This is a genomic window from Embleya sp. NPDC001921, assembly GCF_053594475.1.
In genome coordinates this window covers 135,224-147,854 of record NZ_JBSFEO010000003.1, presented here as the reverse complement: position 1 = coordinate 147,854, position 12,631 = coordinate 135,224, and the positions used below count along the sequence as shown (strand labels likewise).

General features: G+C 71.6%; 10 protein-coding genes. 7 read left to right on the top strand and 3 right to left on the bottom strand.

Translation table 11 applies throughout. From position 1 onward, the window contains the following. Positions 1 to 241: 241 nt before the first annotated feature. The 3 genes from ACWCPW_RS04105 to ACWCPW_RS04095 all read right to left on the bottom strand — a co-directional run bounded on the left by ACWCPW_RS04105 (position 242) and on the right by ACWCPW_RS04095 (position 3,330). Positions 242 to 1,210, bottom strand: a complete 969-nt coding sequence (locus ACWCPW_RS04105) for an alpha/beta hydrolase (protein ID WP_449760015.1) — start codon at positions 1,208 to 1,210, stop codon at positions 242 to 244. Positions 1,211 to 1,483: 273 nt separating this feature from the next. Continuing rightward, on the bottom strand, positions 1,484 to 2,599 hold the full coding sequence (locus ACWCPW_RS04100) for a saccharopine dehydrogenase NADP-binding domain-containing protein (protein WP_449760014.1): 1,116 nt from the start codon (positions 2,597 to 2,599) through the stop codon (positions 1,484 to 1,486). Between the two features lie 77 nt (positions 2,600 to 2,676). After that, positions 2,677 to 3,330, bottom strand: coding sequence for a TetR/AcrR family transcriptional regulator (locus tag ACWCPW_RS04095; RefSeq protein ID WP_449760013.1), 654 nt, complete (start codon positions 3,328 to 3,330; stop codon positions 2,677 to 2,679). Positions 3,331 to 3,466: 136 nt separating this feature from the next. Here ACWCPW_RS04095 and ACWCPW_RS04090 point away from each other — a divergent pair, with 136 nt between their 5' ends. The 7 genes from ACWCPW_RS04090 to ACWCPW_RS04060 all read left to right on the top strand — a co-directional run bounded on the left by ACWCPW_RS04090 (position 3,467) and on the right by ACWCPW_RS04060 (position 12,610). After that, a complete protein-coding gene (locus ACWCPW_RS04090) occupies positions 3,467 to 4,051 on the top strand; it encodes a chloramphenicol phosphotransferase CPT family protein (protein ID WP_449760012.1) in 585 nt (194 codons plus the stop codon). Positions 4,052 to 4,561: 510 nt separating this feature from the next. Next, positions 4,562 to 5,677 (top strand): flavodoxin-dependent (E)-4-hydroxy-3-methylbut-2-enyl-diphosphate synthase, encoded by a 1,116-nt coding sequence (gene ispG, locus ACWCPW_RS04085; protein WP_449760011.1) that lies wholly within the window; start codon positions 4,562 to 4,564, stop codon positions 5,675 to 5,677. Positions 5,678 to 5,948: 271 nt separating this feature from the next. After that, positions 5,949 to 6,989 carry a LacI family DNA-binding transcriptional regulator gene (locus tag ACWCPW_RS04080; protein ID WP_449760010.1) on the top strand — a complete coding sequence of 347 codons (1,041 nt, stop codon included), beginning with the start codon at positions 5,949 to 5,951 and terminating at the stop codon, positions 6,987 to 6,989. Between the two features lie 295 nt (positions 6,990 to 7,284). Further along, a complete protein-coding gene (locus tag ACWCPW_RS04075) occupies positions 7,285 to 8,721 on the top strand; it encodes an ABC transporter substrate-binding protein (RefSeq protein ID WP_449760009.1) in 1,437 nt (478 codons plus the stop codon). A gap of 192 nt (positions 8,722 to 8,913) precedes the next feature. Beyond that, positions 8,914 to 9,906, top strand: coding sequence for a carbohydrate ABC transporter permease (locus ACWCPW_RS04070; RefSeq protein WP_449760008.1), 993 nt, complete (start codon positions 8,914 to 8,916; stop codon positions 9,904 to 9,906). A gap of 10 nt (positions 9,907 to 9,916) precedes the next feature. Then, on the top strand, positions 9,917 to 10,900 hold the full coding sequence (locus tag ACWCPW_RS04065) for a carbohydrate ABC transporter permease (RefSeq protein ID WP_449760007.1): 984 nt from the start codon (positions 9,917 to 9,919) through the stop codon (positions 10,898 to 10,900). A 63-nt stretch (positions 10,901 to 10,963) separates the two neighbouring features. Beyond that, entirely contained in the window at positions 10,964 to 12,610 is a 1,647-nt protein-coding gene (locus ACWCPW_RS04060; protein WP_449760006.1) for a glycoside hydrolase family 13 protein, read from the top strand. Positions 12,611 to 12,631 lie beyond the last annotated feature (21 nt).

The following is a 12,631-nucleotide window of genomic DNA, read 5'->3' as shown; positions in this document are numbered from 1 at the left end:
ATCACGGGTACTCGGACGCCGCCCAGCATGCCAGAGCCCCGACGGGCAACCCCCCTTCGGGAGGTGCGACACTCCGCGAGGTCGACCACATCGGTGATTTCGTTCCGATCCCGGGCGTTCCCACGCGATCCGACGACCGAATCGGGCAACCTGATCGGGCGGCCGAATCACGCGACCGACCCGAGATCGACTCCATGGTGGACAACGCCCGCCGCACTGGCGGGCGCGGCACCCGCCCGCCTCACCCGTGGAGCGCCGCCGCGACGTCGGCGAAGAGGCGATCCCCGGCCGACGCGGCGGACGCGGCGATGTGATCCATCGTCAGGAAGCCGTGGATCATGCCGGGTTCGCGACGGTGCAGGACGCGGACGCCGGCCGCGGCGAGCCGGTCGGCGTACTCGTCGCCCTCGTCGCGCAGGGGATCGTGCTCGGCGGTGACGACCACGGCCGGCGGCAGACCCGACAGGTCGGCGGCGAACAGGGGGCTGACGCTCGGATCGGCGCGGCGGGCGGCGTCGGGTACGAGGTTGGCCACACCCCACGCGACGGCGTCGGTGGTCAGCCCCCAGCCGCGGGCCTTGTCCCGGGTGCTCGGCCGGGACAGCGTCAGGTCGGTATTGGGGAACGCGAGGATCTGCGCCGCCGGCGACGGGCCGCCCTCGTCGCGCGTCCGCAGACACGTCAGCGCCGCGAGGTGCCCACCCGAACTGTCCCCCGCGATCGCCGGCGGCCCCGCCGCACCCGACAAGTCGCGTACGTGCTCGGCGGCCCAGCGGAAGGCGGCCACGGCGTCGTCGAGCCCGGCGGGCCAGGGGTGTTCGGGGGCCAGGCGGTAGTCGACGGCCAGGACCGAGGTGCGCGCGGCCAGGGCCAACCGACGGCACAGGCGATCGTGCGACTCCAGGCCGCCGATCGTCCACATCCCGCCGTGCAGGTAGACCAGCAGGGGAAGGGCGTCGAGGGTCGGTCGGTACAAGCGGGCAAGAATCGGCGGCACCGGCACCCCGTCCGCGACGACGTCCCGGACCTCGGCGACCTCGGGCCCGACCGACCGCCCGGCGAGGCGCTCCCGCTGCCGTCGCCGCAATCCGACGGCACCGATCTCGCCGACGGTGGGCCCGCCGGCCCGCCGCTCGGCGGCCACGTAGTCGGCGAGTTCCCGGTCGGCGAGTCCACCGTCGGCAAGGCCACGCAAGGCATCGTCACGCACACCGACCAGCCTGCCGGCCCGCCACGGCGTCACGCGGTCCGACCGGCCGCCGCGTCACGTACAGCGTCCGGCCCGCCGACCCGACACCGCGTCACGGATACCGACCAACCCGCCGACCCGCACCGCGGCCACCGGCACAGGCGCCGCCCCGCGACCGAACCGCGACGCGGTGCGACACGGGCGCCGGAAGCCGAGCGGTGGGCCGAGACCTGAATCCCGGGCGCCGGCGCGAGCGGCTCCGCACCGGCTCACCCGAGCGCACCCGCGCGGTGGTCACCCCGCTGTCGGAGCCGTCCCGATGGCGTCGTGCCGGAAATCCCAGAGTCGCAAGCCCTCCGGTCCCAAGGTCTCCGGCAGGCCGAGGAGTTCGTCGACCTCGTCGAGGTGCCGCACGCCCGGTCGGGCCGCGCCGGTCAGGATGTGCCGGGTCGCGTGTGCGGCGACCAGGCCGGTGGCCCGGCTCTGGCCTCGGCCGGTGACGGCGTACGTGACGCGCCGTTCCGTGGGCGCCGCGTCGCCGTCGGCCCTCCCGGGCGACGCGCGGATCGCGTCCACCCGGACCGCGAACCCGTCTCCGCCGAGATGCACCCGACGCAGCGTCGCCGTCAGCGCACCGCGCACCCCGGGTCGTTCGACCGCGCGGGCAACTCCCGTACGCCGCAGGCCGAACAGCAGCCCCGTCGACATCCGCGAGTCCAGACACAGCCGCGTCGTCACGTCGGGTACGCCGAGCGTGTCGCGCAGCGTGTACTGATCGGAGAACGGGAACGGGTGGGCCGTGCGCACACCGTATCCCGGCAGGCCGACCCGGGCCGGTGTCCCGGTCACCGGCGCGGCGAGGCCGTCGAGCGTCCAGCGGATCGCGTCCGTGCCGTGCCGCTCGCCGGCGCCGAGCACAATCGTGATCTCGATCCGATCCGCACCGCCGACTTCGGTGTGTGCCCTGCGGGCCAGCAGGTTGCTCAACCCGGGTGCGACCCCGACACTCAACAGCGCGCGGGCGCCGGTCGACGTGGCCGTATCGCGCAGCGCGGCCGTCGCCGCGAGCAGGTGGTGGGACGCGCCGACGTCGACGATCGGAACACCGCCGCTCAGGCACAGTCGGGCGATCTCGGCATCCGGCGGCTCCACGCACAGGACCACGGCAGCGGGCCGATACTCCGTCAGAAGTCGGACGACGGAGCCGGGTTCGGTGACGTCGACGCGCGCCCCGCCGAAGGCGCCGCCGAGTTCGGCGGCGCATCTACGAGCCCGATCGAGATCGCGGCCGGCGGGCAGCACCCGCCCCGGGAACCACGGTGCGAGCGTCCGGCCGACCTCGACGCCGACCGCGCCGTAGCCGCCGATGAGCACTATCGGGCCGGCGTCCGCGCCGGCGGTCGGGTTCATCCGCCCATCACCTCCACTGGAGTGTCACTCTGGTCAGATCGTGCCGCACGGTCCGCCGGGCCGCGCGCGGATCGGGCTCAGCCCGGATCCACCGCGCCCGTGAGCAGTTGCAGCACCAGCGCGTCCGCCGCCCACACCTGCCACGCCTCGGGGCTCCACCCCCGGTCGTGGACGAGCAGGCGGTAGCTCTCGGGGGCCAGTACGGCGAGCGCCAGGTCGGCCGCGCGGGCCGCGTCGAGGCCGGCCCGCAGGTCGGTCTTGGCCGCGAGCGCCTCGGCCAGGCGTAGCTGCACGGTGTGTCGGTGGGCGATGTTGGTCCGCCACAACCGCGCGATCTCCGGGTCCACCGCGGCGGCCGATCGCACCACCTCCAGGATCGGCCCGACCCGGGCCAGGATCCGTGCGGCGGCGGCCACTTGCAGCCGGATCTGGGTGACCGGCGCAGCCGCGAGCGCCTCGGCCACCCAGGGCCGGTCCAGCGTGGCGATCGGCTCGGCGTCCCCGGCCACCGCGACGTCGAGCAACTCGGCCAGGATCGCCCGCTTGGTCGCGAAGGTGAAGTAGAGCGTCTGCACCGCGACGCTTGCCTCGGCCGCGATGGCGGCCATCGTGGTGGCGACGTATCCGCGTGCGATGAACAGCTCACGCGCCGCGCCGAGCATGCGTGCCCGGTTGGCGGCGGCCTTGGCCGCACGTGCGCCCGTCCCCGGGGAACCCGTCGAGCTCGCCATGTCCGCCGTCCCATCCGCTCTCGCCATTGACTGTAGTGGCACTCTAGTCGATCGAAGCGACGAAGGGGCGATATGGTCGCGCCGAGTCCGATATAACGGATATAGGAGATCTGTAATAGGTCACTACACTGCGGAGATGACGTCGCCGCAAGAGTCACGGCCGCGACCCGCGACGGGGCGCATCATCTTCCTGAACGGCACCTCCAGTTCCGGCAAGTCCAGCATCGCCACGGAACTGCTACGCATTCTCGAACCCTCGCACCACCACCTCCCGGTGGACTCCTTCCACGCCATGCGGTCGAAGCGGCACATCGCGCCGGACCTCGTCCAAGCCGAGATCGACCGCACGGTCAGGGGCTTCCACCGCGCGGTCGCCGGCATGGCCGCCGCCGGTAACCACGTCGTGATGGACCACGTCCTCAGCAAACGTTGGCGCCTGCTCGACTGCCTGGACGTGCTGCCCGCCCGGGACGTGGTGCTGGTCGGGTTACGCTGCCCGCGCGCCGAGTTGCTGCGCCGCGAACAGGCACGCGGGGACCGGCCCTCGGGCCTGGTGGCCCTCCAGTTCGACCGGGTGCACGCGCACGACGTGTACGACCTCGAATGCGACACGCACACCTACGGCCCCGCCGAATGCGCCCGGCAGATCCGCGATTTCCTGCCGAACCGCCCGAGTCCGACCGCCTTCGAGCGGCTGCGGCGGATGTTGCGTGACGGGTGAGCCGCGAGGCCGCCGACGCACCCGGCCCCGCACCGGGACCGACTCCCGAACCCGCCTCCGCCTCGGCACGCGAACCGACACCCGACGGCGCTCGAAGTGCCCGCCCGGCGCATGCGATCGCGCCCTCCGCCGCGTCCACACCCCCCGCGTACCGTCGTGATCATCGGTGCGCCACCGGGCCGGGTTTCACGCCTTCTCGATCGTCCGATCGTCGGGAAAACTGCCATGTGCACGTCTCGCCGACCGGGCTTCGGCCCGGTCCGGCCGCCGCGTGCGCACACCGCCGCGACCCGGGAGGAACATGTACGACGGGTGCCCGAGACTCGGTCGACCACGCACGACCGACCCGCGATTACGCCGACGGACCGGTATTCGAGCGAAGCCGCCTCGTGCGTCGTCCGCCGGCGCCGAACTCCCGTCGCCGGTACGGCATGCGCCGATCGCAGACGCCCCGACACAGCCGTACCGCGCAACCGCGAGCACGCGCCCATCCGCACAGGAGGCACCGGTATGACCGCCACCGACCTCGGCCTGCCCGAGGTGCCCGCGCGGGTTCCGTTCCGGCGCCGGTCGCGCCGGATCGACGTCGGCGCGGTGCCGGTGGGCGACGGGGCGCCGATCAGCGTGCAGACCATGACCACCACCTCGACCGCCGACGTCGACGCCACGCTGCAGCAGATCGCGGAGGTCACCGCCGCCGGCTGCGACATCGTCCGGGTCGCGGTGCCCTCCCAGGACGACGCGGACGCGCTGCCTGCGATCACCGCGCGATCACCGATCCCGGTGGTCGCGGACATCCACTTCCAGCCGCGCTACGTCTTCCAGGCGATCGACGCGGGCTGCGCGGCGGTACGGGTGAACCCGGGCAACATCCGCCGGTTCGACGACAAGGTCCGGGAGATCGCCGCAGCCGCGGGCGCGGCGGGCGTACCGATCCGGATCGGGGTCAATGCCGGCTCGCTCGACCCACGGGTGCTGGCCCGGCACGGCGGTCGGGCCGAGCCCGAGGCGCTGGTCGAATCGGCGCTGTGGGAATGCTCGTTGTTCGAGGAACACGGCTTCCGCGACCTGAAGATCGCGGTCAAGCACCACGATCCGCGCACGGTGATCGCCGCGTACCGGCTGCTCGCCGCGCGCTGCGACTATCCGCTGCACCTGGGCGTGACCGAGGCCGGGCCCGGCCTCCAGGGCTCGATCAAGTCCGCCGTGGCGTTCGGCGTCCTGCTGGCGGAGGGCATCGGCGACACGATCCGGGTGTCGTTGTCCGACGCGCCCACCGAACAGGTCAAGGCCGGCTGCCACATCCTGCAATCCCTCGGGCTGCGCCCGCGCCGACTCGAGATCGTCTCCTGCCCGGGCTGCGGCCGACTCCAGGTGGACATCCACCGCCTGGCCCGCCGGGTCGAGGCGGCCTTCGACGGGTTCCCGATCCCGCTGCGCGTCGCGGTCATGGGCTGTGTCGTGAACGGCCCCGGCGAATCCCGCGAAGCGGACATCGGCGTGTCCTCCGGCAACGGCAAGGGCCAGATCTTCGTCCGCGGCCGAGTCGTCAAGACCGTCCCCGAATCCCAAATCGTCGAAGCCCTCCTCGAAGCCGCCCAATCCCTCACACCCCCGACCCCGTAACCGCGCACCCTTCGGTCGCCGCGTTCACGTGCCCGGGTCGCGCCTGCCCGGTAGCGTCTCGGTGCGGTGCACGTGGTGGGTGCGGCGGCCGGTAGGCGTTGGCGGGCCCTCGCGCCGGCCCCGGGTCCGCACCACCCGGGTGCCGCGGGGCGGAGCGCGACGGTGGACGTCGGCGGCCCGCGCCGCCCCGTGCCCGCGCGCCCGCCCCTGCCTGCACAAGACTTGCGTGATCGTGCAAAAAGATGACGTTGCTCGTACTAGTCTTGCGCGCATGGTGCGTCGACTTGCTGAGGTTGCGAAGAAGGTTGGAGTGAGCGAGGCGACGGTCAGTCGCGTGCTCAATGGGAAGCCGGGGGTGTCGGAGGGGACCCGGGCCGCGGTGCTGACCGCGTTGGACGTGATGGGGTACGAGCGGCCCACCCAATTGCGCGGCGAGCGGGCCCGGTTGGTCGGGCTGGTGTTGCCGGAGTTGCAGAACCCGATCTTCCCGGCGTTGGCCGAGATCGTGGTCGGCGCGCTCGCGCAACGCGGGTTCACACCCGTGCTGTGCACCCAGACGGCCGGCGGCGTGACCGAGGCCGACTATGTCGAGATGCTGCTCGACCAGGCCGTTTCCGGGGTGATCTTCTTCGGTGGCATGTACGCGCAGGCCGATTCGCCGCACGGCCACTACGCCCGCCTGGCCGAGCGCAACCTGCCCACCGTGTTGATGAACGCGGCCGTGGACAACCTCGACTTCCCACGGGTGAGCTGCGACGACGCGGCCGCCGCCGAGCAGGCGATCGCGCATCTGACCGCGCTGGGCCACGACCGGATCGGGATGATCCTCGGCCCGCCGGACCACGTGCCCTCCAACCGCAAACTGGCCGCGGCCCGGCTCGCCGTGCACCTCCCCGAGGACCGGATCGAACACGCCCTGTTCTCCCCCGAGGGCGGCCAGGCCGCGGCCACCCGGCTGATCAATCGCGGCATCACCGCACTCGTGTGCGCCAGCGACCCGCTCGCGCTCGGCGCGGTAAGGGCCGTACGCCGCCTGGGACTTCACGTTCCGGGCGATGTGTCGATCGTGGGCTACGACGACTCCGCGCTGATGTCGGCCACCGACCCGCCGCTGAGCACCGTACGCCAGCCGATCGAGCTGATGGGCCGGGCCGCGGTCGAGTTGCTGATGGCCGAGATCGCCGGTACCCGGGTCACCCACGACGAGCTGCTGTTCGAGCCGGAGTTGGTGCTGCGCAAGTCGTCGGGGCCGGTTCCGGCGGCCGGTCGGAACACCCCGGACGACCGCTCCGCCGATCCCACCGCCAACTGAAAGGCGGCATTCTGCGGGCTGCCATCGAGCGAACCGCCAATCACTGTCGCTAATTTGCGAAATCTCGTCGACATCTTGTAGAGCCCTGGCCCCCCGTGGTTGAGTGTGCAGCGCCACGCAGGGTCCGGAACGCACCTTCCCGGACGTCTGCGCCTGTTCGTTCCATCGTCGGGTTCCATCGAGTACCGACCGAGATCCGCACGGCCGCCCCCGGGCCATGTCGTGCTGCCCGCAATCCCCCGCGGGCAGCCGGCGACCCGGCGGCCGACGGGTCCCCACGAGGAGGGCTCTTCAGATGCGCCAGATCCGTGAAACCCGTCGCGCACGCCGGCTGCGCGACACCACGCCCAAGTACCGCAGATCCTCCGCCGCCCTCGTCGCCGCCGGACTCCTGTTCGCCGGCGTCGCCTGCTCGGACGACTCCGGCGACAAGGCGGACAACGCCAAGGCCGACCCCTCGGGCGCCGCGAACACCACCGCGACCGGCGGCGGCAAGAAGGTCTCGATCACCGTCAACTGCAAACCGCCGCGCACCGCCGAGGTCGACCGCAAGCAGTGGGAACAGGACGTGGCCACCTTCGAGAAGGCCAACCCGAACATCAGCATCGAGTCCAAGGACGCGTTCCCCTGCTCGGACCCGACCACGTTCGAGGCCAAGCTGTCCGGCGGCCGGATGGAAGACCTGTTCTACGTCAACTACACCAACGTGCAGACCGTGCTGGCCCGCGGCGGCGCGGCCGACATCAGCGCTCACATGGACAAGCTCGTCGCGGGCAAGGAACTTCGCCCCGACCTGGTGAAGTACTTCCAGGACGCCGGCGGCAAGACCTTCGGCGTACCGCGCACGAACTACTCGATGGGCCTGGTCTACAACCGCGCGCTGTTCACCAAGGCCGGCCTGGACCCGAACAAACCGCCGGCCACGTGGGACGAGGTCCGTGCCGCGGCCAAGAAGATCGCCGACAGCGGCGGCGGCACGGTCGGCTACGCCGACTACAGCGCGAGCAACCAGGGCGGCTGGCACTTCGTCGCCGAATTGTACTCGCGCGGCGGCGCGGCGGTGTCCGCCGACGGCAAGTCCGGCACCGTGAACACGCCCGAGGGCAGGGCCGTCCTGCAGACCCTGCACGACATGCGCTGGACGGACAACAGCATGGGCAGCAAGCAGTTGCTGACCATCGCGGACGTCCAGCAGATGATGGGCAGCGGTCGGCTCGGCATGTTCCTGGCCGCGCCCGACAACATCCCCACCATCGTCAACGAGTTCGGCGGCAAGCTCGCCGACCTGGGCATCGCGCCGATGCCCGAGGGCAAGGGCACCCTGGCCGGCGGCGACGGCTACATGTTCAACAAGAAGTGCACCCCCGAGCAGATCGAGGCGGGCCTGAAGTGGCTCGACTTCCTCGCGCTCACCCCGGGCAAGGGCCTGAACGACTGGGCCCGGGGCAAGACCGACAAGGAACCGGTCGGCCTGCCCGAGCCGGCCATCTGGACCGGCGGCGCCGCGAAGTCCAACGTCGACCTCAAGGCGGCCAACGCGAACCTGCCGGTGGAGAACTACGCGAGCTTCGCCGGCGCCACGGTCCCCGCGATCTCCGAGCCCCCGAACGGCCAGCAGATCTACTCGATCCTGGACGGCGTGGTCTCCAGCGTGCTGACCAAGAAGGACGCCGACCTGGACAAGCTGCTCGGCGACGCGAACACCAAGATCACCCAGCAACTGGCCAAGTAGCCCCGGCTCGCGAGCAGCGGTCCCCACCGGGCCCTCCCCACACGCCCGACGGGCCGGCCGGGACACCACCCCGGCCCCGGCACTCGGCCCGCTGCCCGCGCACCCCCCATCAGCGGCCGCCCCGGCCCACCCACCTGCCCGCGGGCGGCAACGACAGCGGCGACAAGCGACAGCAGTGAGGGAGCGCACGCCATGACAACCACGGTCGCGGTCTCCAAGCCGGACCCCCCGGGCCGGGCCCGATGGCGACCCGGCGGCTCCCGGACCGGCCCCCGAGGCGGCCCCGCCCTCCACCCGCAGGACCGAACCCGCCTGCGCCGCACGATCACCGCCAACCTGACCGCGTACGGATTCCTCGCCGGCGGCCTGCTCTGCTTCGCGCTGTTCTCCTGGTACCCGGCGATCCGGGCCATCCAACTGTCCTTCCAGCGCACCGGCGGCCGGGCCGACGCGGGCACCGAGTGGGTGGGGTTCGACAACTTCACCACCGTCTTCCACGACCCCGAGTTCGCCGCCGCCTGGCGCAACACCTTCTACTTCACCGGACTCGCCCTGGTGATCGGCTTCGTGGTGCCGTTCGTCCTGGCCTTGCTGATCAACGAGATGCGGCACGCCCGGGCGTTCTTCCGACTCGCGGTCTACCTGCCGGTGATGATCCCGCCGGTGGTCACCGCGCTGATGTGGAAATGGTTCTTCGACCCGGGACCGGGCCTGTTCAACGAGGTGCTCCGCGCCGCGCACCTGCCCACCTCGACCTGGACCAACGGCGAGGACACCGCGATGATCTCGCTGGTCCTGGTCGCCACCTGGGCCAACATGGGCGGCACGGTGCTGATCTACCTGGCCGCGCTCCAGGGCATCCCCGGCGAGCTGTACGAGGCGGCCGAACTGGACGGCGCGAACCTGTGGCAGCGCATCCGACACGTGACCGTCCCGCAGACCCGGTTCATCATCCTGATGCTGATGCTCCTGCAGATCATCGCCACGATGCAGGTGTTCGTCGAACCGTTCGTCATCACCGGCGGCGGACCCGGTGACTCCACCATCACCGTGCTGTACCTGATCTACAAATACGCGTTCGTCTACAGCGACTACGGAAGCGCGTGCGCGCTCAGCGTGCTGCTGCTCATCCTGCTCGCGGCGTTCTCCGCGCTGTACCTGCGGTTGACCCGGACGAAGGACTAGGGGGCCGGCGATGACGATCACGATCGGATCCGGCGGCGGGCGCGCCGGCGCCCGGGCGAATCGACGCGCGAATCGGCGGGCGGATCGCGCGGCGGAACGCTCCCGACGCCGGGCCGGCGCGCAGGTACGCACCCTCGTCTCGCCGATGCGACTGCGCGGCAGGCGAGGCAGGATCACGTACTGGGTGGTCTTCGCACTCACCCTGGCGGGCTTCACCGCCGCGTTCCTGTTCCCCATCTATTGGATGGTCACCGGCGCGTTCAAGTCCCCCGACGAGATGTTGCAGAGCCCGCCGACCTACGTGCCCAAGGAATGGCACGCGGACAACTACGCCGAGGCGTGGCGCCGGATGGACCTGGCCCGCTACCTCAGGAACACCGCGCTCCAGGCGGGCGGCGCGTGGTTCTTCCAGATCGTGCTGTGCACGGCGGCGGCGTACGCGCTGTCCAAACTCAAACCGGTGTTCGGCCAGATCGTGCTCGGCGCGATCCTGGCCACGCTGATGGTGCCGGCGTCCGCGCTGCTCGTGCCCAAGTACCTGACCGCGATCGACGTACCGTTCGTCGGCACCAACCTGCTCAACACCCCGTGGGCGATCTGGCTGCCGTCGGTGGCCAACGCGTTCAACCTGTACCTGCTCAAGCGCTTCTTCGACCAATTGCCCGACGACGTGCTGGAGGCGGCGTCGATCGACGGCGCCGGGCCGCTGCGGACCCTGTGGCACATCGTGCTGCCGATGTCGCGACCGGTGCTCGGGGTGGTGTCGATCTTCGCGGTGGTCGCGGTCTGGCAGGACTTCCTGTGGCCGCTGCTGGTCTTCCCGGACACCGACAAGCAGCCGATCAGCGTCGCGCTGGTGCAACTGTCCGCGAGTCTGCCGCTGACCTACCTGATCGGCGCGATGGTGATCGCGAGCATCCCGATGGTGGCCGTCTTCCTGGTCTTCCAGCGGCACATCATCGCCGGGATCAGCGCGGGCGGCGTCAAGGAGTAGACCTCCCCTCGCCCGCACCCGCTCCTTTTCCTCTCCTCTCCTTCCATCGAAAGGAACGCCGACGTGGCAGAGCACGGCCGACAGGGAGCGCAGGCGGCACCGTGGTGGCGCGGCGCGGTGATCTACCAGGTGTACCCGCGCAGCTTCGCCGACGCCGACGGCGACGGAACCGGGGACCTGGCCGGCGTGCGCGCGCGGCTACCGTACCTGGCCGAATTGGGCGTGGACGCGCTGTGGTTCAGCCCCTGGTATCCCTCGCCGATGGCCGACGGCGGCTACGACGTGGCCGACTACCGGGGCGTGGCACCGGAGTTCGGCACCCTGGCCGGGGCGGAGAAGCTGATCACCGACGCGCTGGAGCTGGGCATCCGCACCATCGTGGACATCGTGCCCAACCACGTCTCCAGCGAGCATCCGTGGTTCCGCGCGGCGATCGCCGACCCGACGGCACCCGAGCGCGAGCTGTTCTGGTTTCGGCCCGGACGCGGCGAGCACGGCGAACTGCCGCCGAACAACTGGGTGTCCGAGTTCCACGGTTCGGCCTGGACGCGGTCCACCGACCCGGACGGCACGCCCGGCGACTGGTACCTCAACCTGTTCGACTCGCGCCAGCCCGACCTCAACTGGGCCCACCCGCGCGTCCGCGCGGAGCACGAGGACGTACTGCGCTTCTGGTTCGACCGGGGCGCGTCCGGGGTGCGGATCGACTCGGCGGCACTCCTGGAGAAGGATCCGGCGCTGCCCGACCTGGATCCGGACTCGACCGCCCCGCACCCCTACGTCGACCTGGACGGGCTGCACGCCATCTACCGTTCGTGGCGCGCGATCGCCGACTCGTACCCGGATCCGCGCGCGCTGATCGGCGAGATCTGGCTGCCGGACACCGAGCGCTTCGCGCGCTACCTGCGGCCGGACGAGTTGCACACCGCGTTCAACTTCGACTTCCTGTCCTGCCCGTGGGAACCCGGCCGGCTGCGCGCCTCGATCGAGGACACCCTGGCCGCGCACGCCCCGGTCTCCGCGCCCGCGACCTGGGTGCTGGCCAACCACGACGTGACCCGGACGGTGACCCGGTACGGCCGCGCGGACACCTCGTTCCGCTTCGCGGACAAGGCGCGCGGCGTACCGACCGACCCGGCACTGGGCACCCGTCGGGCCCGGGCGGCGGCGCTGCTCACCCTCGCGCTGCCCGGCGCGGTCTACGTCTACCAGGGCGAGGAGTTGGGGCTGCCCGAGGTGGAGGACATCCCGGCAGCGGCGTTGCAGGACCCGATGGCCCTGCGCTCGGGCGGCACCTCGCCGGGCCGGGACGGCTGCCGGGTACCGCTGCCCTGGTCGGGGGACGCACCGCCGTACGGCTTCAGCCCGGCGCGCGCGTCGGCACCGCCATGGCTGCCGCAGCCGGCCGACTGGGCCGACCGGACCGCCGAGGCACAGAGCGCCGACCCGGACTCGATGCTGACCCTGTACCGGACCGCGATCCGGCTGCGCCGCGCGGAATCGGCGCTCGGCGACGGCGATCTGACCTGGTTGCCGGGGGCGCCGGCGCAGGTGATCGCGTTCGCCCGGGGCGACCGGTTCGCGTGTGTGGTCAACCTGGGCCGGGAGCCGGTGGAGCTTCCCGAACACGCCGAACCACTGCTGACGAGTGGGCCATTGACCGACGACAACCGACTCGGTTCGGACACCGCGGCCTGGCTGCGATTGTGAGGCAGGGCCCGGGTGTCGGTG